The following is a 24,306-nucleotide window of genomic DNA, read 5'->3' as shown; positions in this document are numbered from 1 at the left end:
AGCATGCTCGTAGCTCAGGGTCTTGGACACGTCTTCTCGAACGGTCATGTCGAGACGGTCGCGTTGGACGGTATCGACCATTCCTTCGAGGACGGTTCGTTCACCGCGATCATGGGGCCTTCGGGGTCCGGGAAGTCCACGCTGTTGTACTGCCTCGCGGGGCTCATCCGTGCGAGCCAGGGCTCAGCTCTGTTCGGCGGCATCGACGTGACTTCCGCGAAACCGAAGGAACTTGACCGTCTTCGCCGCGACGACTTCGGTTTCGTGTTTCAGCACTTCAACCTCCTCGAAGCGCTCACCGCGATCCAGAACGTCACCCTGCCGTCGCTCTTCGGTGGGCAGAGCGTGACGGTCGATGCTGCGATGGAGGCGCTGGGCAACGTTGGTCTTCGCGAGAAGGCGAAGTCGTATCCAACGGAGCTTTCAGGTGGACAGCAGCAGCGGGTGTCGATCGCTCGCGCTCTCGCGCAGACCAGGCGGGTGATCTTCGCGGACGAACCTACGGGGGCGCTTGACCGCAAAAGCGGGTTCCAGGTCATGGACCAGTTCCGAAAGTTCCGAGAGGTCGGTTCCACGGTCGTCATGGTCACGCACGACCCCCAGGTCGCCGCGTACGCGGACAAGGTGCTGTTCCTCGTTGACGGGCGTCTCATCGACACGATGGATGGCCCGACAGCGCGCACGGTCAGCGACCGGATGACCACGCTCGAAAGCTCGACACGATGAGCAGCACTGCCCGGCAGCTCCCGGTGTCCGTCGCCTTCGTGAGGCATCACCTCTCCGCATACGTTGGGGCGGCGGTGCTCCTGGGCGTCGCGACGGTCATCGCGACCGCAGAAATGGTGCTCTATACCGGCCTCGCGTCGGGAGCGGCGGTCGATTGGTCGCAGTTCTCGGAGTTCGATGCGAGGGTCGTGCGATCCAGTCTGACCGCCTCGCGCGGCATCCTCCAGGTGATGTGCTTCACCACGGTCGCGGTCGCGTTGGTGCTGGTGTTCCTCGGTTTTCGCAACATGCTCGCGCTTCGACGTCGTGAACTCGGTCAGATGCGGCTCGCCGGGGCGAGCGTGCTCCGCATCAGAGGAATGATCGCGCTCGAAGCCCTGATCTTCTCCGCCATCGTCGTGATTCTGGCGGTCCTGCTCGGGCAGCTCTTCGCCCACCCGTTCTACCTCCTGTTGCAGAACATCGGGGTCTTCGGGCAGTCCTTGCACGTGAATCTGGGATTCCCGGTCGTAACGCTCCTCGCGGTCGCTGCCGGGATGATCCTGTGCTCGATCATCGCCGCGTGGTTCAGCCTGCGTGGTCGTCAGACGGCGAATGTGCTGGAAGCGCTCGACGGGAACACCACCGGGCAGGCGGCGCGACGCATGGGTGTCATGCGCATCGCTGTTGCGGCATTGTCGGTCGCGGGACTCGCCCTTTTCCTGCTCTTCATGCCCGACACGGGTAGCGAGAACCCAGTGGCCTCGCTGCTCGTCCCGCTCCTCATCGTGTTTCCGCTGGGAGCGCTCGCACCTCTTGTCGTCCCTGCCGTCGCGCGGGCGATCTCGTGGATTCTCCGGCCGATCATTCGCGGCTCTGGTGTGCTCGTCGCGCAGCGGGCGAACCGGGACGCGCGACGATTCGCGTCGAACGTGCTGCCGGTGCTGATCCTCGTCGGGGTGATGGGCGGCTTCTCCATCGGGTCCGGACCCGACCAGGCAACCATGCAAGCCGACTACGACACTCAGATCACCGCAGACCTGGTCGCTCTCCCCGAGACCACCGAGCAAGCCGATACCGTCGCAGACGACGCTGCAGAAGAGGACGGAGTGACGGGCGTCATGCGTTCCGCGTCGACCACCCGCCTCATAGAGGTGGGGCGACCCGACGGCACGTTCCTCACGGTCTTCAACTTCGTCGACCTCACAAGCTATACCGACATGTTCGTCGGCGAACCCACCTCGGGGTCCTTTGCCGACGTGGGCGGAAACCGCATCGTCTCGACCCGGGAAACAGACGAGGTCGGAGACCTCATCGAAGTGGAAGCGCCGGGCGGGCAGACCGTGCAGCTCGAGGTAGGGGCGGTGATCTCCTCACGGATCTACACCGACCTCCTGGTGGACTGGAACGTGCTGGAAACACTCAACCCCCAAGTCTGGGACCTTCGGGTGTTCCTCACCACAGTCCCCGGACAGAGCGGCACCGTCGCTGATGCACTCTCTGAGACCGCGCCGATGCTCACGAAAGCAGAGTTCGTGCAGACCCGCGTCGAACAGCGACAATCCAGCGCAAGCTCCGGAAACATCGCACTCTTCGGCACCGTCTATGCACTCGCGATCGTCGCGATGATCCAAGGACTTGCCGCATCGACTCTCAACCGTCGCTCCGAGTACCGGATGCTGAACCTGCTCGGAATCTCCCGGCCCCGAATCATCACCACGCTGCTCTCCGAAGCCGCCGTACTCCTCACAACGAGCGCAGTGCTCCTCACCGCAGCATTCGCGTTCATCGCCTGGCGCTACCTCTCCGGGGCGGGAGACGCCGTCGCCACCGCCATAGCAGCGATCCCATGGGGCGAAATCGCACTCACCTTCGGAGCAATGTCCGCGCTATTCCTCAGCACCGTGTTCGTCAGCGCCCTTATCGCCACGAGAAAACTCACCAGCGATGCCTGAACCCGACGATGCGCAGGCCACCCTAGTGGCCGCACAAGTCCCGACCATCTCCGTCGTCATTCCCGCATTCAACGAGGAACGGATCATCACCCGCTGCCTACAGGCGCTCGCTGACCAGACTGACCTACCCGACGAGATCATCCTCGTGGACAACGGCAGCACTGACGACACCGTCCGTCTCGCGGCTCAGTTCCCCAAGATTCGAATCATCACGGAGTCCAGACAAGGCATCACCTATGCCCGACAAGCAGGCTTCGACGCGGCACAGGGTGATGTCATCGCGAGGATCGACGCCGACACGATCGTGCATACCCACTGGATCGCCTGCATTCGACAGGACTTCACCGAGCCCGGACTACACGGACAAAGCGGCAGTGCAGCAATCGCTGAGCTCTCACCCGGCAACCACTTCTGGGGCTCCTGGTGGTACCGCGGGTTCCGCTTCTGGCACCAACGCAGCATCGGAGTGGCCCCGATGCTCTACGGCTTCAACAGCGCGATTCGCCGCGAAGCCTGGCTGTCGGCGCGACACCTCGTCACGATGGGAGACGAACAGGTCAGCGAAGACGTAGACGTGACAATCGCTCTTCTCAAGTCCGGTCACCGCCTCCGCTACTCCTCCCGAATGCTCGTCAAAGCAAGACTGTTCCGGTCAATAGACCGCAAGAAACTCGCCCACTACTACGCGACAGACAGCATCACTCTCGCCCGACACCAGTTCGGGAACACGAAACGTTGGCCTCGCCACAGCCGCTCCGATTCGGAGGCTCCCTCGGGAACGACGCGGAACCGCTGATGCGTGAGCCCACAGATATCTCGACGATCGGTGAAGGCGACCGCCCCGAGCATGCGCCCTGGCACAAGTCTCCACGTTTCTGGGTCAGCACGATCACGGCACTTGTCGTCGCCGTGATCATCTGGGCGGCATGGCCCACCATGATCGAAGCGTTCCAGAGCATTCGTGACGCGAACCCATGGGTGCTGATGCTCCTGCTCCCTGCGCAGCTTGTGAGCTTTGCAGTGACCGGCGAAGTACTTTTCGCCTACCTCCGAGCACGGGGAGAGCTTCGCGGGATGCACCCACTCGCGGCGATGCGAATGTCACTGGAGTTCAACTTCGCCAATCACATGCTGCCCTCCGGCGGAGCCGCCGGAATCACTTACACGAGTTGGAAACTCAGCACACTTGGCGTTTCGCCCAGCAAAGGAACCTTGGCGCAGTTCGCCCGCTTCGCAGTCACCTTCATCTCCTTCGCTCTGGTCGTCACAGCAGCAACCCTCTGGCTCACCTTCAGCGGGCAGAGCAATGCCACGATTGTGTGGTCCGCGGCTGGGATCGGCGTTCTCGCAGTGCTGTCGGTGATCGGTGCCGTGATATTGATTCGCAGACGTAGAACGCTGCATCGCTTTGCAGGGCTGGTCGCGTGCCTCACCAACTCACTCGGAAAACTGGTGCGGAGACCACGGCTTGTTGCACCTGCCGCTCTCATCCGCTTCGTCGACGGGCTCCATGTCGAACTACGGGAACTCCTCGCTCAGCCTCGCGCGCTCCTTTCGCCCTTCCTTTGGTCGTTTCTCGTCCACGCAGCGGACGCTGGACTCTTCTGGATAGCCCTCGCGGCATTCGACCTCTACGCCGACCCGGCACTGCTCCTCGTCGCATACGGCGCAGCAACCGTCGCCAGCATCGTTGTCGTCACACCCAACGGCCTTGGAGCATACGAACTCGTACTCATCGGCCTCCTCGTCGCGGGCGGGCTCCCTAATGCAACAGTGATCGCGGCAATCGTCGTCGCCCGCGCCATCCTTCTCGCCGGAACCATCGTGTTCGGCTGGGCCTTCTACCAACACAGCATCGCCACGTCAACGCGTGCCTTAGGAAGCAATGCCCGAAGGTACATCTCCTGATGATTGCGCTGATTTGGGTTCCGGTGGCGCACCTCCCTTCTGGGAGGCGTCACCGTGGACGAACATACCTCACCCGCCAGCGACGATGCTGCGGGGCAGGCTGGCTCGACCAGCAGCGGTTTCGAGAGTCCAGAAGGGCTACGCATCCTGTTGATCCGATTACACGAGTCCGGGCCTGGCGCGTGGCGGGGTGACCGTGAAGCAGCCGAGCTGATGCAGTTCACGGCGGTCAAGTATCGGCGGTTGGCGCGCAAGTACGGGCTCGATGCTTGGGCGGTCGCTTCGGTGGCGTTCGAGGTGATGCTCGCACCGTCAACGCGGAACGCGGGAAACCCGTGGGCGGTGGTCACTCACGCGGTGCGGATCACCTGTCTCGCCGAGACTCGGGCCGCGGGGATGCTGACCTCGACCAGCAAGGTGCGCCACACCTCCCGGATCGCCGGGTTCCACGACGCGATCCGGTTCGCCGAGCGAGAGCACCTAGCCGACTATCACCCAGCCTTCGCCGTCGATCCTGCTTCCGACGAAGACGCCGACTTCGACAACGGTGACCGCGCCAGGGTCACCACGGCGCTCTCGGACACCGTGGGATTGTTCGTCTCGACGGGCTGGGATGTCGCGCTCGTTGCGGCGTGTGTTGAGCACGTCGCCTACCGGCTGGCCGATCTTCCGTCGCGCGCTCGCGCGGTCGAGGTGCTGCGTCGCGACAGAGCGACCCCTGAGCTGCTGGGCATACCGCCACGATCGTGGACAGCACTGGTGCGGATCGTCCTCGGAAACCCTGACCAGAAGCACGCGGGCACACCTGTCGGCGACGGCGTTCTGCTGCGCCTGCTCGACGGGGAACCTCTCGACCCGCTGCGCTGCGACACCGGCTTGTTGGCGGCGATCTGGGCAGCCAAACCCCGAACCGATGCCTGAATCGTGAACCTGACCAAGAACTATATGTAGTGCAGCGATGCGATCATGAATGCTACATGTTGTGTTTTGTGGTGCGTACCTGTCTGCTATGAAGGCGACCACAGCAGACCCCAGCACACCCAGAACTTCCATGAACCCCTCGGCCCGTGAGCGGCGGGGCCGGGGCCGGAGCGGTCTGCCGCCGGGCTTCAACGTGGTGGCGTGGACACGCCAGGCCTGTGAGCGTTCCGGGGTGCCGGTCGGGGTGAGCGATCCTGTCACGCTGGCCAAGCTCCGCGTCCTTACCCGCCCCGAACACTGACCCCCGCCAGCACGCGCGAGCGCCGCCGTCCTTCATCGGGACGGCGGCGCTCGCGTGCCGTTATGGGTCAGGCTTTGAAGGTGAGTTCCACGCGCTCGGGCCGGAACCTTGCCCCGCGCTTGCTGACGGGTGCGGGTTTGACGATGAGGGTGTCGATCAGTGCGGCGATGATCGCGCGTTTCTGCGGGATCGACCACTCCTCACCCCACGCCGTCCGCAACGCTTCCTCGTCGCCGATGGGGATGCCTTTCAACGCCGACGACTTCGCGCTACGACCGAGGGTGAGTTCCGCACTGCTGATTGTCGCAGTAGCGGCGGTCTTCGCGGCGTGCAGTTCGGTGCGTGAGAGGAGGCCTGCGCCGTAGTCGCGGGCCATGTCCTCCATCCGCTGGCGGGCGGCGGTGATCTGCTCCATCGCCGCCGACACTCCCGCGTCCTCACCCGGCCCAGTGGTGGGCAGCGTGGTCGCGGCCAGCCGCGTGATCATCGCCTCGCCCACCAGCGTTTCGATCCCGTGCGCGGACACGACAAGCCCGCCACGCTCCGGGCGACCGGGGAGAGGGAGGCAGCGGTAGAAGCGTCGCTTCCCGATGGATGTCTCGCCCCGGTGGAGCCCGGAGGAGACGAGTGTGTTGCCGCACTTGCCGCAGATGATCAGCCCAGCGAGGAGGCTCTTCGAGGATCGGCCCACGCGTCGGTCAGGATGGTTGAACACCGCCCGGATACGCGCTGTCTCTTCGGGGGTGATGATCGCTTCCCAGTTCCCTGGCCCTAGGATCGCACGGTCGCGTCGTTCCCACGTCGTTGTCGTCTTCGATGCCGGTTCGTAGGCGCGCTGGCCGGAGATACGTGCGGAGCAGAGGATTGAGCCGACGGTGCTCTCGTGCCACACGTTCAACCGGCTCTTTCCCTTCGACGGCGGTACCGGGCCGTCGTCGCGGTTGAGCCACCTCGTGATCTGCCTGACCGACTGCCCTGCAAGGAACCGGTCGGCCATTTCACGGATGACTGTTGCTTCTTCGGGGATTAGGACACCGCCGATGCCGTACCCATACTTCGCGCCGCCATGCCAGTCACCGCGCTCGGCCTTCTGCTGATTCGCCCGTCTGATCCGGTCGGCCTTGTGCCCGGATTCGTAGGAGGCGATCGCGACGAGCTGACGGGCCATGAGCCTGCCTTCGTGGGTGTTTAGGTCGAACGCTCCGCCCTTGACGGTCTCGATGCGGATCGGGTGGGTTTCCACGAGGTCGATGAGGTCTTCCAGCTCGCGGGGGCGACGGTAGAGGCGATCCACATGCCACGCCACGATCCGCGACGGCCCGAGCTTCACCCGCTCCAACAACTCCAGGTAGCCGGGGCGCTTCTTGCCCGAGTAGGCCGAGATGTCGTTATCCATGAACACCGCCGGATCACTGATCCCGAGCCGCGCGCACATCTCTAGACAGTCCTGGCGCTGCCGCTCGACTCCGGCTTCCGCGCCGGTACGATCCTCGGAGATGCGCAGGTACACCACCACCTGCTCCACGCCGTTGTTTGCTGTTGTGCCGTCCATGACGACCTCCCTTGTTGCCTGGTAGGTACGCCGGTCAAACCCGACACGTCGACAAGACCACGGCGATGTCCGCGCTCCGGCGGGCGTGGGAGGCCGAGCACGGACCCGGCAGCGTGGTCGGGCTTGCGCCGTCTGCGGTCGCCGCGCAGGTTCTCGCTGACGACCTGGGGATCGCGACGGAGAACACCACGAAGTGGTGGGAGGTTCATCAACGCACCGGTCAGTCGTTCCGTATGGGTCAGCTCGTGATCGTGGACGAAGCGTCCCTCGCAGGCACGCTCTCTCTGGACCGGATCAGCGCGCTGGCAGTCGAGGCAGGAGCGAAGGTGCTGCTCGTCGGGGACTATGCACAGCTCCAGTCCGTCGACGCCGGCGGCACGTTCTCGCTTCTGGTCCACGACCGGGACGACGTGCCCGAGCTGGTCGACATCCACAGGTTCACGAACCCGTGGGAGAAGACCGCTTCCCTCGGCCTGCGGCATGGCCGCACCGAGGTCATCGACACCTACATGGAGCACGGCCGGGTGGCCGGCGGGGAGACAGAGACGATGATCGACGCCGCCTACACCGCTTGGCGAGCCGATCGGCTCGCGGGGCGCGCAAGCGTGCTAGTCAGCGACTCCAACGAATCCGTCCTCGCGCTCAACCAACGCGCCCGCACCGACCTGATCCTCGACGGCACCGTCCACGGCACCCGCGAGGTCGAGTTGCACGACGGCACCCGCGCCGCGACCGGGGATACCGTCATCACCCGCCGCAACGACCGCCGTCTGCGTGCCGGCCGGTCCTGGGTCCGCAACGGAGACCGCTGGACCGTCAGCGATATCCGCGACGACGGCTCAGTCACCCTCCGCCGCGCCGGGCTCAGAACGGGCGGGTCGGTCGTGCTCCCGGCGGTCTACGCGGCCGAGCACCTCGACCTCGGTTACGCGGTGACCTCCTACCGGGCGCAGGGCATCACCGTGGACACCTCGCACGTCCTGGTCGACCCATCCATGACGCGGGAGAACCTCTACGTCGCGCTCACCCGCGGCCGGGACGCGAACCTCGCCTACGTCGCCATCGACAAGCCCGACGAATCCCACCAGGGACCGCACCCCGGCGACAACACCGACGCCACCGCGAGGAGCGTGCTGTTCGGGGTGCTCCAGCACGTCGGCGCCGAGCTCTCCGCCCACGAGACCATCACCGCCGAACAGGATGCTTGGGCGAACATCGGCCAACTCGCCGCGGAATACGAGACGATCGCCGCCGCCGCCCAACGCGACAGATGGGCCAACCTCGTGCGCGCATCGGGACTTACCGACGACGACGCGGACGTAGCGATCAGCTCCCCAGCGTTCGGCGCATTGACTGCCGAGCTTCGCCGCGCCGAGGCGAACCACCACGACATCGAGGCCCTGCTGCCGCGGCTCGTGCGGGCGCGCGGATTCACGGATGCCGACGACATCGCTGCCGTTCTGCACCACCGTGTGGCCCGCGCAACCGCTCGGCCCGCCGGGTCCGGCCGCGCCCGCAAGGCACCCCGCCTGATCGCCGGGCTCATCCCTGAAGCCACCGGCACCATGAGCAGCGAGCTCCGGCAGGCGCTCACCGAACGACGCGACCTCATCGAGACCCGCGCCGCCGCCCTCCTCGACACCGCGCTCACCGAACAGCAGGGATGGACGAAGGCGCTCGGCGCACCGCCGAAGGACACCAAGGCCGCCGCGACCTGGCGTCGCCTGGCCCGCACGGTCGCCGCCTACCGCGACCGCTACGGCATCGCGGACCTGACGCCGCTCGGGGCGCCGGCCGAGAACGATGTACAGAAGATCGACGCCGCCCGCGCCCGCGCCGCACTCGACCAGGCACGCGACCTCGCGCGAGGGCCGGGGGAGGAGCTGCAATGGCGGCCCGGACGGGAGCCGGTGCGCCGCTCGCTGTGACGCGCATGCCCTTCCCGATGTCAGGGCCGCGTCGTACAGTGGATGACGAGGCGGCCTCTATATTGGCGCTGTCGCTGCCCGCGACGGTATGACCATCCCGCAACGGCGGGCGGTCCTTCAGGTTCTTGTCGCCGAACCCTTGAGAGGACTATGCCCATGTTCCGGCTCATCTGGGCGGCCAGCGTACGCGCCCACAGCATCCTCAGCTACGCGCCCACCAACCTCCTGCTCGTCGCTACCCGCACCCGCCGCGGCCTGCGCTGGGGCATCCCAGCGATGCTCCTCGCGATCCCGTACCTGCTCGCCGCCCACTGGTGCGTCACCACCATCGAGAACGGCGGAGCCGGCTGGCTCAACCTCGTGGTTCTGTTGTGTTCGTGGAACTCGATCAAGCTCATCCTCAACGGACCTGTCACCACGATCCTGCTCATGCGGGCCCTCATCGAAGAGGCCATTGCGCGTCGTGACGCCGCTCGGAGCGGTCAGCCATCGATCTGCGACCAGACCTCCTACTGACAGCCACGGCCTCCCAGCCCGCTGTGGCGTGGCAGAGGGAGGGCTTCCGACCGGTAAGTGTCGGAGGCTCATGTCATAGTCTTACCGGGCGCACCTGCCTTACGGGTGGGGAAAGCTTCGATAGGATGGTAAGCATGGCGGCAGCAGCGAACAAGAGTTACCACGCTTCCGATGGGCTTGAGCGCGCTGTGGTTGACCTCGTCCGCGTCGGGACACGTGGTCATGGTGCCGGCGTACGGCAGCTCGCCTCACGACTGATGCGGTCGGTACCTACCGGCGTCCAGGATATCGAGTCGTTCCGTGACGCCGTGCATCAGGCCATCGCGGCTGGCTCTGATACGACCGAGTTGCGCTACGTCTCGGGTGCGGTCCCGACCGAAGGCGACAGTGCGCAGCCATTGGTGGACATCGATCTCCTGCCAGACGGTGAGGGACTCGTCCTCAGCGACGACGTGATGGCTGAGCTCAACGAGATGTTGCTGGAGCGTCGCCGCGCAGACGAGCTGAGACGCGCAGGCGCAGGTCTCACTCGCACGCTCCTGTTGAGCGGACCTCCCGGTGTGGGCAAGACCATGACAGCCCGCTGGTTGGCGCGGTCGCTCCAACTACCACTGCTCTCCCTCGATCTGTCGTCAGTTGTCTCCAGCTACCTTGGGACCTCCGGACGGAACATCAAGTCCGTTCTCGACTACGCGAAGAGTGGTCCTTGCGTGCTGCTCTTGGATGAGTTTGACGCCATCGCCAAGCGACGGGACGACGACTCGGACATCGGTGAGCTCAAGCGCATCGTCAATGTGATCCTGGTCGAGCTCGACCGCTGGCCCGACACTAGCCTGTTGATCGCGGCGACCAACCACCCCCAACTCCTCGACACAGCAGTTGAACGACGCTTCGACCGTTCCTTGGTCTTGTCACTTCCAGGTGACGAGGAGCGACGTGCCATCTTGGACAACCTCGCCATGGGCTTCGAGGGGGTCGACATCGACGCTCTTGTTCTCGCGAGTGAACTCACATCCGGCACAACCAGCTCCGACCTGACACGGTTCTGGTCGCTTGCGCACAGACGCTCGATCCTCAATGGTTCCGCGGTGACCGATGAACTCCTCAGCCAGCTGGCGCGTCACATCGGGGACGCCGGGCCCCACCGTGACAGGCTCTTCTTGACCATGCGCGACAAGTTGGAGATGTCGAACAGGCAGATCGCTGCGTTTGTGGGCGTGAGCCATCCGACCGTCGCCGCCGGTATCAAACGAGCAGAAGGAGTCCAGCGTGGCGGACGTGCGAAGCAATGAAGCTGTATCGCGACCGCTTCTCGTCAACGGGGAAGCACTGAAACTTGACGTTCAGGCACCGCGCTCCGGTGGCGGTGAAAAGCACGAACCACAAACCGTCGAACAGGCGCAGACCATTCTTGCGCCACAGGTACTCGCCGCGACCGAAGCGGTTGCGACTCTGCCGCAGGCACTGCGTGCAAGCGATCGTGTCTACGTCGAGGCAAAGCTCCTCCCGAACTATCTCGCGGCGTCGTATTTTCCGACTGAGCTCCTGGCCCATGTTGGTGCATCCCCGGTTGGATCGCGGGCGGACGTCGGCCAGTACGTCACCAAGGCGAAAAGCGTCGAAGCGCAGACCCGACGACTCATCTTCACCGTTTCAGACAGCGGGCTGAGTGAGCTTCGGCGGCTGATCACGGACGGCGGCCGAAACCGTACAGAGGATCAAGCCTTCGCTCAGATTCGGGAGCTCAGCGAGATAGCACTGCCGCGCGAGTCCGATGTCTTGCGGACACCGGACGCATCAGAGAGCGACGTTGAGTCCTCCGAAAGACGAGTTTGGGAAGCAGTCCTTCACCCTCGCACGTCGAGGCTCGGTGAGCAGATATCACTCGATGACGAGACGCTCGAACGCTGGTTCTCACTCATCGCGAACGAGGGTGGAGAGGTACACCGGGACTACGTTCGGCGAGTCGGCGGGCTGACCTTCACCCCGGTCAGCCTCGAAAGCGAACGAGTGGCAGCTCTTGCTCGCTTCAATCCATTGCGCGTGCTACGTCCGATGCCAGCGATCCGACCCCGGCCACGCTTCGGCACTCGCAGCGTGCAGCGGCTCACGGCACCGCCGACAAACCAACCTGTGCTCACCACCGTTTCCGTCGCGGTATTCGATGGCGGCGTGGACACTGCCCGCAGAAGCGGCTCCCTGTTCGCTATCCCGACGCACGATCTCACTCCGGAGGCGCCGGATCAGAGCGAACTCGATCATGGCACCGGCGTCACTGGGGCAGTTCTCTACGGCCTCGTCGCGCCCGGACAGCAAGCGCCAACGCCGCCACTTCCCGTCGAGAGCTACCGAGTGCTCCCGGCCCCGAACATCCCAGGAGACCTCGAAGGCTATTGGGTTCTCGATCGCATCAAAGAAGCAGTCGAGACCAAGGGGCATCGCCTCGTTAATCTCAGCCTCGGCCCCACTCTCGCCGTCGAGGACGACATGGAGCCGAACCGTTGGACAAGCGAACTCGACCAACTGGCGTGGGAAGAGGACGTGCTTTTCGTCGTCGCGGCCGGCAACGACGGTGATCAGGATCAGATAGCCGGTCTCCACCGAGTTCAGGTGCCGGCCGACATGGCGAACGGAGTTGCCGTTGGTGCGTGCGACGCTCCTGCTCCGGAGAAGCCGTGGGCAAGGGCGCCGTACTCGTCGATGGGACCGGGACGGCACGGAGCGCGGGTCCAGCCCTTGGGTGTTCAGTTCGGTGGTAGTGACAAAAGGATGTTCAACGTCGTCCGTGCGGACGGTGGTTTCCTCGAAGCTGCGGGCACGAGCTTCGCGGCGCCAGTGACAACACATGCCCTCGCCGACCTCGTCACCCGGCTCCCACGAGTCAACAGCAGTGTCCTTCGGGCGTTCGCGACGCACTTCGCAGAACGCCCGAGAAACCACGTGAAGCTCCGCGATGAAGTGGGCTACGGGCGCCAGCCGCTCAGCTTCGAAGAACTTCTGGACTGCGCGCCCAACGAGGCGCACGTCCTGTATGTCGATCAGATCGAGCGTGGCGACCTCCTCGGATATCAAGTGCCGGTCGCCGACCCCGCCACTACCGATGTGCAGCTCCAGATCACGCTCGCCTATGCATCCCCTGTCGACCCGACCCAGCCGACCGAGTACACCAGCGCTTCCCTGGAACTCGTTCTACGACCGCACCACAGAATCCATACGTTCACCCCGCCCAAGGGGCTACCGGACAAAAAGCAAACTCTGGATATTGGCGGCGACACGGCACGCGCGCTTCTCGCCCAGGGCTGGACGCCGAGCCAAGAACCTGTCACTAAGACGTTGGGCGTAGCAAAACGAGGCGCATCGGAGGCTCAGTTGCGTGACAGCGGGAAATGGGAAACCGTTCGCCACTACCGAGTGGCTTTGAAGCCCACCGAGGTCGAGCTGCCCAGACTCGAGCTGTCGTACGTCGCGCGAAGAAGCGGAGCCCTCGACAATTCACCCACCAAGATTCCGTTCGCCCTACTCGTGTCGGTCGTTGACGAATCGGGAACAACCGACGTCTACGACACGATCCGTACACGATTTGGAGCTCTTCGCCCGGTACAGCGTGCGAGGACGAGGCTGCGAACACGAGGCGCCTCGGCGCCCCACTGGTACTGAGGCCGGGACGCATGCGGACTTCTTCCACGACTGGGACAGCGCCCGACGGCGCATCCGCCGACAGCTCCATCGAACACGCGCCCGAGGTATCAAAGATGGGCGGAGCAGGACGCGATAGCTCGGCGTTCGGGCGCCTGGTACGGACGCAGCACCGTGAACGACACATGGGGCCGTGTCGTCGACGTGGGCTTGGGGGCTGGCATGGGCCGGAGTAAGGCGAGAAAGCCGAAGCGCACTCATACCAAGGCCGTGGCGCCCGAACTTGACGAACTTGCGCAAACCTATGGTCGGTTCGACGCTGACCCGCTGTGGACCACACTGTTTGCGGCGGCCTCATCCCCGGCCGCCCGGCACCGCGCCACGTCGCTAGGCGTAGCGCTCGCCGCCAGCCTCCGCGCGAGCTCCATTACCAACGAGAGTCCGCGAGAGCCTCTCCTCGGTGTACAGGAGTTAGTTGACGCGGCGGCTGAGTCTAAGGGCATCGGTGTCATGCACGAGGACTACATCTCGACCGACCCCACCAATGTCGCTACTGTCCGAGTCGGTGACGAACTGCTGCGTTACGTGCCCGGCTTGGTCGAGAGGCCGATAGCCGACCTTTCCCGGGCTCTGCGACTTGCCGACGCGGTCGATGATCGACTTGTGCGGCGGCACAAGTTTGGGATCGCCAACGTTGTTCGAGTAGCGCTCACGTACGTGGACCACTGCCTGAATACTCTGTTGCCGGAGTGGCAGCCGGCTCCGGACATCGAACTCGGCGACAAGATCGACCTTCCAGTCAACGAGCTGGACGCCGCCGGCAGGCTCGTTTCCGCTGACCCGCTTGAGCCGCTCCAACTCGACCAAGCGGATCTGCTCGCGCTTGAATGGATGACCTCGCCGGCGATCTCGGCAAAGTATGACCACGAGAGTCCGACGAGCCCTTTCGGGCGGACTCTGCGTTATCGACTCTCAACCCCTGACCCGCATTATCGATGGTTACCACCGACCTATGTCCCCGAAGTGCTTGCTCACGCGGTCACGGAACTTGTCGATGGCCTTGAACGTGACAACCACGCCAGGCGAGCGCTCCGGGCTTCCTGCATCGATGCGATCCGCGGCGCACTCTGGCGTTTCTCGAATACCTTGATTGAGGCACCGCCCAAAGCACCTGATGAGACGCCCCCACTGACAGGAAACGAAATCCAGTGGCTCGTTCCGGTCGACGGGCCAAACTTCATCGCGGTATCGATCCTCTTCACAGAAGACCTTCCTAGAACAGGGCCGTCGTCGCCAGCGTGTGTAACGCTGGCAGACCGCGTCCGGGATCATGACCCGTCCGACGGCCCGATCTCGGCACAGATCGCTGGTGGCGGCACCATCAAGTTGCTCTCCGGCGCAAGCGTCGTTCCGCTTGTCATCGTCGCAGGCACATCTCATCTGATGGCACCTCAGGCTCCTGGCCAAGCAACGCTCGCACTGGAAGACCTCACCTGGATTGCGGAGACAGCAACAGCTGACGACGACCTGTATCGATTCGTCCGTGACTTGAGCTCACCAGACTTCCCATCCAGCTTCGGCTGGGAAGCAATCAACTACTGGGAACCATGGAGGACGAACGACAAGACCTTCTTCAAAGGCGGGATCAGCCCAACACATATGTACTTCGAGGCGCACGCAGGAGAGGCCGAGTGGGAGCGCGCGGTCGCTCTCTCGCGCTTAGAAGTGGCGCTTCACGGAACAGGGCTACCGCCGCTGCGGCACGCGGAGATGGCCGAAATCTCATCCGGCAACGTCGCGTCCGTGTCGTTTCTTAGCCCCGAGAGCGAATACGACTATCGACGGGGAACCCACCATGCCCCCAATCGCATCGGATGGTCCCTGCCTCTCATCACGCCTCCGATCGCAATCGTCAGATCCGATCCGGACTGGACCGACGACCAGGAGCATCGGTTCCTGTTTGACGTCTGTGGAGGCCTCATCTTCGCCTTCGACGCGATCGGTGAGTCATGGCGACATGCCCACGAGGATCTCGGAACTCCCGGGTACCGGCTCTGGCTTCGGACGGCTGAACGAGGCGATGAAGTGGTCGAGTTCTCGTCTTCGCGGACTCGAACGGAAGGTGCTCCGCGCGTGGCGCTCTGGAGTTTTGACCTGGAGGAGTTCGTGCAGGAGGCGGACGGCAAACCCTTCGCAGCCAATGCGCTCACAGCCAACGCCCTCGAACAGCTTCTGGTGTACGGCGGCGTCGGTGAGAGCGTTGCACAAGAGACCGGACGCGAATGGCTCGCCTGCCGACCATTCCTGATACTCGAGACGAAGACCGCACGAACCAAACTCAACCATCTGCCGAGACCCTGGCAGCTGAGCCCATCTGACGAGTCAGCAGCAACTGCATCCTTCGCCCGTCGCTTGCACGGGATGGGCATACAACCCGGCGAGTACCGTGGGATCGAAGCCAATACGCTAGTCAGAACCCATCTCGCGCCCGCAGCTCTGGAACAGCTCAACGGTCGAATCGCATTGCACAACACCGATGTGATCGTCGCCACGGGGATGGAGCAACTCAATCGTGTCTATGACCACCTCCAGGAAGAACAAGGAAACCTGACCCGCGTCGCCCAGAATCTGAGCACGGAGTGGGATCCAGTGGCGCGCATGGCCGAGCTCGCCAGCGAAACGCTCGAACTACGGCAGTGCAACGAGATCATCGTCGAAGCCGCATTGAGACTGGACCCGGATGTTGATGGGCAACAGCCTGTTACGGCTCAGAGCTGGAGTGCGCTCCTAGCTGCCGCAGATGCATACCGGACAATGACGACGTTGAGCGAGCGGCTGCATCACCGGGTTGCTCCAGCGATCATCGAGATCAGTGCTGCATACGAGCTCACATTCAAAGACGATGACCACGTGACTGATGATTCATGGGTGCTGGAAGGGGGATCTCTCAACACGGCGGCAGCCATTATCCGCCTCGGCCCGGTACTCGATGACGACGAGGCAAGCGCAGGAGGACTTGAGGACGCCGTTGACCCAGCGATGCTGGAATCCTTCGGCGCGTCCACTTCCGATCTCTTCATAGTCTTGATGGCGCTCGCTCAGTGGGATTCTTTCAACGACGGCAGAAGCATCACATTTGCCTCAGAGGACGAGGCTCTCGGCTGGGTCTTTGAAGCAGCCGGTGATCCCGATGAAGAACAGCGGTTGCGTCTCCGGCACGCATTTCAATTGCTCACAGTGACCTCAGACATCCTTCGATCCAGCAGCTGGGAGCCTTGGCAAACACGGACCCGCAGGCATCGTCTACTTGTTCAACCGCTCGTAAGACGTCCGGATGGCACCATCCTGATCGCTCCGCAGTATCTCCTGACAACCCTGAGCGTCTACAACAATCAGCTGACACAGGGCGTTCTTCCCTGGACAGGCGAGGTACCTGACAAGGTGTCCAAGGCCCTTGCTGAAAGACGATCAGGGAGGAACAAGGCGTTCGAGCGAACACTTGAGCGGCAGCTTCAAGAAGTCGGGTTCAAGACCATCGCGCGCGTGAAGCCTGGCGACCACGCTCGTCTGGGCGTCCCGAACCTGACGACAGAAGTAGACCTCGTTTGCGGGCGTAGCGGCGATCCGAACATCTGGCTGATCGAGGCGAAAGACCCAGCATCGGTTTATGGCTTTGCGGAGACAGCGCGCCAGCTGCGGACCTTCTACAGCGACTCGGAGAACAAGGGCAAGGTCAAGCCTTGCTACGCCACTCAGCTCGCGCGCAAGGAGGCAGAGTTGAAGCCCTACGTTGAAGACATAGCGAAGAAGCTCGGCCTGGAGCCCTTGCCGGACCACGGCGCCCACGTGCTTCAAACACGCTTCGTTACTCGCCATCTGACGCCAGCAGGCTACTGGGTCTCGCGCCCATACGAGGTGCTCACGACGTCCCAGTTCCTTGCCGGACTTGGTAAAGGCGGCGAGGCCATCGCGCAGGATGCGACAGACCTGACGTGAAGTGGACCAATCAAGTGACCAACAGCCTGCAAACCCTGCAAAACGTGACGCGCAGGGAGCTGAACCCGGTCTTGTGGACACCTGATCTGAGCGGCGAGAGTCGTTCGTGAAGGAGTCATCATGCCTGCAGCTCACCCAGTGGAGTTTCGTCGGAGGGCCGTGGCGCTCGCTCGTGCGAAGGAGAAGCCGATCGCGCAGCTCGCGGCGGACCTCGGGATCAGCGAGTCGTGTCTGCGGAGGTGGATGAAGATCGCCGATGTTGACGAGGGCGTCCAGGAGGGCGTGACCTCGGACGAACGCGCCGAGCTGGTCCGGTTGCGGCGCGAGAACAGGGTTCAGGCGGCGGAGATCGAGATCCTACGGCAAGCATCGGCGTATTTCGCACGGGAGGTGGTCGGCCCAAAAGGGTCTTCCCGGTGATCGACCGTCTCGTCGCCACCGGGATCGAAGCGGCTTTGGCGTGCCAGGTGCTGCGGGTCTCGAGATCGGGCTATTACGCCTGGAAGAGCCGCCCGATCTCGGAGAGGTGTCGAGTCGATGCGGAGCTGACTGGCACGATCGTCCGCATCCATCAGGACTCCAGGACCAGCTATGGCGCGCGTCGCGTGCATGCGGAGCTGCGCCTCGGGTTGCAGATCCGGTGCGGGAAGAAGCGCGTTGCCCGGCTGATGCGACGGGCCGGGATCGCGGGGATTAGCCACCGCCGCAAACGCGGGAAGACCCGACTGCTGCCGGCCCCGCATGAAGATCTCGTGCGGCGAAAGTTCGTCGCGGACGGACCAGACAAGCTTTGGGTCACCGACATCACGGAACATCCGACAAAGACCGGGAAGGTCTACTGCGCGGCCGTCGTCGAGGGTCTGCTGTAGGAACAGGTGACATCTGAGCTGTGGTGCCGTGAGGCGCTGCTGGAAGGATGAGCACCATGCCTAAGCCCTACCCGCGTGAGTTCCGTGACGACGTCGTGCGCGTCGCCATGAACCGGGAGCCCGGGGTCCCGTTGCGGCAGATCGCAGCGGATTTCGGAATCAGTGAGACGTGCCTGCAGAACTGGATGCGACAGGCTGCTGTCGAGACGGGCGCGAAGCCCGGAGTGACCAAGGCCGAGTCCGATGAAGCCCGCGAGCTGCGCAAGCGAGTGCGGTTGCTGGAGCAGGAGAACGAGGTGCTGCGCCGCGCCGCAGCGTACTTCGCGCAGGCGCACCTGCCGGGAAAATGACCTACCCGCTCGTGACAGAGCTCGCCGCTGATGGGATCCCCGTCACGGTGACGTGTCGGGTGTTGAAGCTCTCTCGCCAGCCGTATTACCGGTGGCTTGCGAACCCGGTCACCGATCGGGAACTCGGTGAGGCCTATCGGGCGAACGCGCTGTTCGACGCCCACCTGGACGACCCCGAGTTCGGGCACCGGCTCCTCGCTGACGAGGCCCGCGACGCGGGCGAGCCGATGTCGGATCGGACAGCGTGGCGGATCGCGTCGATGAATCGTTGGTGGTCCGTGTTCGGGAAGAAGCGCGGCACGAACGGTCGTAAACCCGGCCCGGCCGTTCACGACGACCTCTGCGTCGTGGTCGATGAGACGGGCAGGACCCGGCACAGGTTCGCTGCAGACAAGCCGAACGAGTTGTGGTTGACGGACATCACGGAGCATCACACCGGTCAGGGCAAGCTCTACCTCTGCGCGATCAAGGACGTGTTCTCCGGCCGGATCGTGGGCTACTCAATCAACGACCGGATGACGTCTTCTCTGGCCGTCACCGCGCTGACCAACGCGGTCGCGATGCGTGGTGATGTCGCGGGATGCGTGGTGCACTCAGACCGCGGATCCCAGTTCCGAAGCCGGAAATTCCGACGCGCGTTGACCCGCCACCAGATGGTCGGATCGATGGGCCGAGTCGCATCCTGCGGCGACAACGCCGCGATGGAATCGTTCTTCAGCCTGCTGCAGAAAAACATCCTCAACCGCCGCACCTGGGCTACCCGTGACGAGCTGCGCATCGCGATCGTGACCTGGATCGAACGCACCTACCACCGACGACGCCGACAGCCCCGACTCGGCCGTTTGACACCCATCGAGTTCGAGACCATCATGACCAAGAACCTGGCCCTCGCGGCCTAACCGAAACTGTCACCTGTTCCTACAGCAGACCCGTGGCGGTGATGCCGTTCAGTGTTCCCGCGCCCCAGACCGCTGCGTTGAGTGCGATGTCGAGGTTGGCCATCAGTAGCAACCACCTGTTGAAAGAGCCGAGTGGTGCTGCCCATGGCGACCCGGACGATGAGCAGCCGGAATCCCTGCATGCCGCTGCGCCGCCACGCGAGCAAGTAGACAGCTGCGGCTGTCACGATGCCTCCCACGATTGCTCCGTCCTCGACCGCGAGGTATCCGCCGTCGATCAGCGTCATGACGAGGAGCGCGCCGGTGGAGAAGCCGATGATGTCTGGGCTGGCGAGAGGGGTGAGCGATTGTTCGAAGTCTCCTCTTCTCCGGCGTCGGTCGATCTGCAGCCGAACGCATTGCCTATGAGCAGCGCAACCCCGAGGAACTCATCCCCATCGCGCAGGAACTCATCACCGGGGGACTCCGCCTCTGCGAAGTCGTCGCCGCGAGGTCGACGACGGGCAGCGGGATCAACTCTGAGCGAGCAGGCTCTATAGCCGAACCATCAGCAGGCGACCCGGATAGCGGATCCTCTGGACGCAAATTCGCCGCCGGCGGCGGGGTTCGACCTCGACTACTGTCGCCCATCGCTGGGATCAGCTGGGCAGGGCCATTCTGCGTGTTGTGGCGGTGCTGCTTCTTTTGCTCGAGGCGGCGGGTGCGGCGTAGCCAGATCTCAGTGGAATGGTCATCATCGGCGGGATCGCGGCGAGAAGGGCGACGACCAGTGCGTACCAGGGCCACCGCAGCCGGATTGCTGCGACGATCGTGATGGCAACATAGGCGAGGAACGCGTACCCGTGTAGCTCGCCGAAGATCTGGACTCCGACTTTGGCGGTCTGGGTGATGTACTTCAGATACATCCCGATCAGCAGCCCCGCCCACGTTCCCGCTTCCACGAATGCGATGATCGCGAATACCCGCCCTACTCAGTGGGTGCCTGGTCGTCGCTGTTCGTCAGGAGCGGTCATCGTTGGAAACCCGCCCTCTGCGGGTCGGGGGTGTCGGCTGCGTGCGGACGGTGCCGGTGTCGACGCCGACAAGGCCGGGCGCTTCCAACCCGCCGGTGACTGCCTCGCGCACCGGGTGCTTTTCTTTGTGCTCGTCGAGGCTTGAGCGCAGCGGCATTTCTTTGATGAAGATTGCGAGGACGAGGCCCGCGGCGACCAAGGGGATGAGCATCGCGAATACTGGCGTGAGGGCGTCGTTGTAGGCGCCGACGATGATGTCGTGGAGCGCGTCGGGGAGGCTGTTGATGGTAGCCGGGGTGAAGGAGTTGATATCTCCTGACTCACCACCTGCCGGCATGCGTTCGGCCAGCAGGCCGGTAAGACGGGAGGTGAACAGGGCACCGACGACGGCGCCGCCGAGCGATGCTCCGATTTCGCGGAAGAAGTTGTTGGACGCAGTTGCGGTGCCGACTTGACTGTCGGGGAAGGAGTTCTGAACGACGAGGATGAGTATCTGCATCGACAGGCCGATTCCGGCTCCAACGACAAACAGGTAGCACAGCAGCACCCACAGCGGGGTGGTGACGGTGAGCGTGGACAGCAACCACAAGCCCGTCCCGATGACGATCATGCTTGCGATCGGCATCCACTTGTACCGGCCGGTCTTCGCGGCCAACTGGCCTGTTGTGATCGCGGTGCTCATCAGCCCAAGGATCATGGGGAGCATCAGCAGGCCGGAGACGGTGGCGTTGACTCCGGTCACGATTTGGAGGTATGTGGGAAGGTAGGCGATCGCCCCGAACATGGCCACGCCGATGACCAGACCCGCCGTGGTCGCCAGTACGAAGTTGCGGTTCTTGAAAAATGCCAGCGGGATGAGCGGTTCGACCGTTTTGTACTCCGCGAAGACGAACGCGGCGCTCGCGACGATGGCGATCGCGATGAGCCACATGATTGTCGGCGAGTTCCACTCGTATTCGGTGCCGCCCCAGGAAGCCACGAGGATGATGGAGGTGACTGCGATCGCCATGGTGATTGTGCCCCATACGTCGAAGCGGAACCTGGTGTCGTGCTTGGGGAGTTTCAGGAAAGCCACCGCCAGGGCGATCGCGATCAGGCCGAGGGGAATGTTGATCCAGAACGCCCAGCGCCAGCCTATGCTCTCGGTGAACCAGCCGCCGAGCAGAGGTCCGGCGACGCTGGAGACGCCGAACACCGCGCCCATGATGCCCATGTATTTGGAGCGTTCGCGGACGGGGACGACGTCGGCGATGATCGCCTGCGAGAGGATCATCAGTCCGCCGCCGCCGATGCCTTGCACGGCGCGGCTGATGATCAGCCAGGTCATGTCTTGCGCGAGACCGCCGATGACGGAGCCGATGAGGAACACCGCCAACGCGCCGATGAACAGGCCTTTGCGGCCGATCAGGTCTCCGAGCTTTCCGTAGATCGGCATCATGATCGTCGCGGCGACCAGGTATGCCGTGGTGACCCACAGCATGTGGTTCACCCCGTGCAGTTCCCCGACGATCGTGGGCAGCGCGGTGGAGAAGATGGTCTGGTCTAGCGATGACAGCAGCATCGCCACGAGGAGCCCTGCGAACACGAGCAGGATTCGACGTTTGTTCGTCGGGTCGCCGGGAGCGGTCTCGTCGCGGGCAGGTTCCGGGGCAGTCGAAGGTGTCACACATCTATGCTCTCGTCACGGGGTCGGTGCCACATCCCCCCAGTGCGTCATTCGGTGTACCGCGGACGCGGTATTTCCGGTCAGCTCCCCGGGGCGAGCAGGCCGGATTCGTAGGCAGCGATCACGAGCTGGGCACGGTCGTGTGCGTGCAGTTTCGTCATGACCCGGTTCACGTGTGTCTTGGCGGTGTGCGGGGAGATGAACAGTTCCTCGGCGATGTCCTGATTGGACCGCCCCCGGGCGACCAGAAGCAGCACCTCCCGCTCCCGGTCGGTCAGTTCCGCCAACTCCGGGATCGCTTCCGCGGTGGGCTCAGACGGGATGTTGACGTACCGCGTGATCAGCGTCCGGGTGGCGGCCGGGGACAGGAGCGCGTCTCCTGCGTGCACTGCCTGCACGGCACGGACTATCTCCTCGGGCTCTGATCCTTTCCCGATGAATCCGCTCGCACCCGCCCGGAGCGCGGCGACGAGATATTCGTCCTCCTCGAATGTTGTCAGTATGAGCACCCGGGTCTCGGAAAGGGCCGGATTCGCGCAGATACGGGAGGTCGCGGCGATTCCGTCGAGGGTCGGCATGCGAATGTCCATCACGATCACATCGGGGCGCAACTGTGTGGCCTTGGCGACCGCATCGGCACCGTCGACAGCATGCCCGACGACGGCGATTCCGTCTCGGCCGGTCAAGATGTCGGTGACGGCCTGGCGGATCAAGACCTGATCGTCGGCGATGAGCACGGTGATCATGGAAGGGTCTCCTTTGTCAGGGGCAGCGTTGCAGTGATCTTCCAGCCGCCCGGGGCGTGTCCCGCGTCCACGATGCCCTTTACGGATGTCACTCGCTCCCGAAGCCCGATCAGCCCCATTCCCGTGCCGACCTCCTCGTCGCTATCCAGCCCATTGGCAGGGTTAGTGACCACCATGCGCAGCGTGTCGGCATCGATTTCCAGCAGCAGATGCGCGCGGTGCTCGCTGCCGTGCTTGTGCGCATTGGTCAGCGCTTCCTGGATCACGCGGTACGCAACCAAACCCACCGCCCCCGTGACACGCGCCGGGTCCCCCTCGACACGGGTGTGCACGTCGAGACCGGTGGCGCGGAACTGGGCGAGAAGGTCGGGAAGCTGGTCGAGCCCGTACTGCGGAGCCGCGACCTCGTCGTCGGGTTCGTCGGTGCGAAGCATGGCGAGCAGGTTGCCGATTTCAGCCAGCACCGTGCGCGCAGCACCACGGATCGTGCTCAGCGCGTCCGCCGCCCGGTCAGGGTTTTCTGAGAGCACGGAGGATGCGACTCCGGCATTGAGGCTGATCACCGCGATCTGATGCGCGACAGCATCGTGCAGATCGCGAGCCAGCCGGAGCCGCTCCTCGGTGACCCGGCGTCGTGCTTCAGCCTCCCGGGTCTGCTCTGCCCGTTCGGCACGCTCGGTGATCGCCGAGACATATGCCCGTCGTGACCTGGCCCCATCGCCTGCGGCTGCGGCGAACGCGACCGCCAATACGAACTGGAAGACCCGCGGATCGAACACGTTGCCCACCGCGACCGGGATGCTCAGCAAGAACACCGCAACCACCGCGGCACCACCGATGAGGATCGTGGTGCGCCGGGGGCGAGTGGAACGGTGCGCGACGCCGAACATCGCGATCGCCACAGCCAGCCCGGACCCCGGAGACAACAACCCAACCCACGCTGAGGCCATCCCGTACAGGAGCAGGCAGACGATGAGCACACCCAGCGGGTGGCGGCGCCGGAACGGCAGGACAACCGCCGGGGCGATCACCAGCAGAACCTGAGGCCACCCCGAGGGTCGGAGCTCCTCCCCTGGGAACGGCGCGAAGGCAACCGCGATGATCAGGAACGCCGCGAGAAGATCCCCCGCCCACGCCGTGATCACCGGGTGCGGCGACGCCACTGCGTCGCCCACCTGGAGGGAACGTGGCGGGCGGGTCATCCTCCTAGTGTGCCGTGCCGGGCCGCCCCCTGTCGTCACCCGGGTGCGGCGTCAGGAAATACCGCATCTGCGGTACACGAGTGTCTACGCCAGGGGGACGCGTGAAAGATCGGCGGCGAGGAGGGTGGACACATCGACCTTTC

The 24,306-nt window shown here is 64.1% G+C and carries 18 protein-coding genes and 1 pseudogene; 13 read left to right on the top strand and 6 right to left on the bottom strand.

The genetic code is table 11. The features are described from left to right. The first annotated feature begins 3 nt into the window (after nucleotides 1-3). From ACI3KS_RS14015 to ACI3KS_RS13995, 5 genes are all read left to right on the top strand, one after another. A complete protein-coding gene (locus ACI3KS_RS14015; RefSeq protein WP_404919155.1) occupies nucleotides 4-726 on the top strand; it encodes an ABC transporter ATP-binding protein in 723 nt (240 codons plus the stop codon). Further along, entirely contained in the window at nucleotides 723-2,660 is a 1,938-nt protein-coding gene (locus ACI3KS_RS14010) for an FtsX-like permease family protein (protein WP_404919154.1), read from the top strand. The genes ACI3KS_RS14015 and ACI3KS_RS14010 overlap by 4 nt, the downstream gene beginning before the upstream one ends. Further along, nucleotides 2,653-3,456: a glycosyltransferase family 2 protein gene (locus ACI3KS_RS14005; RefSeq protein WP_404919153.1), complete on the top strand. Its 804-nt coding sequence runs from the start codon at nucleotides 2,653-2,655 to the stop codon at nucleotides 3,454-3,456. The genes ACI3KS_RS14010 and ACI3KS_RS14005 overlap by 8 nt, the downstream gene beginning before the upstream one ends. Continuing rightward, entirely contained in the window at nucleotides 3,456-4,568 is a 1,113-nt protein-coding gene (locus ACI3KS_RS14000) for a YbhN family protein (protein ID WP_404919152.1), read from the top strand. Before ACI3KS_RS14005 ends, ACI3KS_RS14000 begins: the two co-directional genes overlap by 1 nt. 213 nt (nucleotides 4,569-4,781) lie before the next feature. After that, on the top strand, nucleotides 4,782-5,489 hold the full coding sequence (locus ACI3KS_RS13995) for an exopolyphosphatase (RefSeq protein ID WP_404919151.1): 708 nt from the start codon (nucleotides 4,782-4,784) through the stop codon (nucleotides 5,487-5,489). A gap of 368 nt (nucleotides 5,490-5,857) precedes the next feature. On the opposite strand, the gene ACI3KS_RS13990 is transcribed toward ACI3KS_RS13995, so the two are convergent. Further along, complete coding sequence (locus ACI3KS_RS13990) at nucleotides 5,858-7,342, bottom strand: recombinase family protein (RefSeq protein WP_404919150.1); 1,485 nt, start codon at nucleotides 7,340-7,342, stop codon at nucleotides 5,858-5,860. 53 nt (nucleotides 7,343-7,395) lie between these two features. Here ACI3KS_RS13990 and ACI3KS_RS13985 point away from each other — a divergent pair. From ACI3KS_RS13985 to ACI3KS_RS13950, 8 genes and pseudogenes are all read left to right on the top strand, one after another. Next, a pseudogene (locus ACI3KS_RS13985) lies at nucleotides 7,396-9,270 on the top strand (ATP-dependent RecD-like DNA helicase); the annotation flags it as partial. Nucleotides 9,271-9,426: 156 nt separating this feature from the next. Next, nucleotides 9,427-9,786 carry a sulfate permease gene (locus tag ACI3KS_RS13980; protein WP_404919149.1) on the top strand — a complete coding sequence of 120 codons (360 nt, stop codon included), beginning with the start codon at nucleotides 9,427-9,429 and terminating at the stop codon, nucleotides 9,784-9,786. 134 nt (nucleotides 9,787-9,920) lie between these two features. Next, complete coding sequence (locus ACI3KS_RS13975) at nucleotides 9,921-11,078, top strand: ATP-binding protein (RefSeq protein WP_219084461.1); 1,158 nt, start codon at nucleotides 9,921-9,923, stop codon at nucleotides 11,076-11,078. Further along, entirely contained in the window at nucleotides 11,056-13,443 is a 2,388-nt protein-coding gene (locus ACI3KS_RS13970) for a S8 family peptidase (RefSeq protein WP_404919148.1), read from the top strand. Before ACI3KS_RS13975 ends, ACI3KS_RS13970 begins: the two co-directional genes overlap by 23 nt. Before the next feature lie 153 nt (nucleotides 13,444-13,596). Beyond that, nucleotides 13,597-17,418 (top strand): hypothetical protein, encoded by a 3,822-nt coding sequence (locus tag ACI3KS_RS13965; protein ID WP_404919147.1) that lies wholly within the window; start codon nucleotides 13,597-13,599, stop codon nucleotides 17,416-17,418. Nucleotides 17,419-17,538: 120 nt separating this feature from the next. Then, a complete protein-coding gene (locus ACI3KS_RS13960; protein ID WP_404919146.1) occupies nucleotides 17,539-17,838 on the top strand; it encodes a transposase in 300 nt (99 codons plus the stop codon). After that, nucleotides 17,835-18,287: an IS3 family transposase gene (locus ACI3KS_RS13955; protein WP_404919145.1), complete on the top strand. Its 453-nt coding sequence runs from the start codon at nucleotides 17,835-17,837 to the stop codon at nucleotides 18,285-18,287. Before ACI3KS_RS13960 ends, ACI3KS_RS13955 begins: the two co-directional genes overlap by 4 nt. 56 nt (nucleotides 18,288-18,343) lie before the next feature. Then, a protein-coding gene (locus ACI3KS_RS13950; protein ID WP_404919144.1) for an IS3 family transposase occupies nucleotides 18,344-19,536 on the top strand; the annotation gives its coding sequence in 2 pieces (ribosomal slippage) (nucleotides 18,344-18,628 and nucleotides 18,631-19,536; 1,191 coding nt in all). Here the strand turns inward: ACI3KS_RS13950 and ACI3KS_RS13945 are convergent. The 5 genes from ACI3KS_RS13945 to ACI3KS_RS13925 all read right to left on the bottom strand — a co-directional run bounded on the left by ACI3KS_RS13945 (nucleotide 19,533) and on the right by ACI3KS_RS13925 (nucleotide 24,124). Then, nucleotides 19,533-19,823, bottom strand: a complete 291-nt coding sequence (locus tag ACI3KS_RS13945) for a hypothetical protein (RefSeq protein ID WP_404919143.1) — start codon at nucleotides 19,821-19,823, stop codon at nucleotides 19,533-19,535. The genes ACI3KS_RS13950 and ACI3KS_RS13945 overlap by 4 nt on opposite strands. 351 nt (nucleotides 19,824-20,174) lie before the next feature. Then, complete coding sequence (locus ACI3KS_RS13940; RefSeq protein WP_404919142.1) at nucleotides 20,175-20,477, bottom strand: DUF3817 domain-containing protein; 303 nt, start codon at nucleotides 20,475-20,477, stop codon at nucleotides 20,175-20,177. Between the two features lie 58 nt (nucleotides 20,478-20,535). Next, the gene (locus ACI3KS_RS13935) at nucleotides 20,536-22,215 is read right to left on the bottom strand and encodes an MDR family MFS transporter (RefSeq protein WP_404919141.1); all 1,680 of its coding nucleotides are present in this window, start codon (nucleotides 22,213-22,215) and stop codon (nucleotides 20,536-20,538) included. A gap of 80 nt (nucleotides 22,216-22,295) precedes the next feature. Further along, nucleotides 22,296-22,961 (bottom strand): response regulator, encoded by a 666-nt coding sequence (locus ACI3KS_RS13930; RefSeq protein ID WP_404919140.1) that lies wholly within the window; start codon nucleotides 22,959-22,961, stop codon nucleotides 22,296-22,298. Next, the gene (locus tag ACI3KS_RS13925; RefSeq protein ID WP_404919139.1) at nucleotides 22,958-24,124 is read right to left on the bottom strand and encodes a sensor histidine kinase; all 1,167 of its coding nucleotides are present in this window, start codon (nucleotides 24,122-24,124) and stop codon (nucleotides 22,958-22,960) included. Before ACI3KS_RS13925 ends, ACI3KS_RS13930 begins: the two co-directional genes overlap by 4 nt. Nucleotides 24,125-24,306: the final 182 nt, after the last annotated feature.

The sequence above is a fragment of the Microbacterium sp. ZW T5_45 genome, assembly GCF_044987415.1.
Lineage (GTDB): Bacteria > Actinomycetota > Actinomycetes > Actinomycetales > Microbacteriaceae > Microbacterium.
The sequence above is the reverse complement of the archived record's forward strand: the minus strand, read 5'-3'. Positions and strand labels throughout refer to the sequence as shown.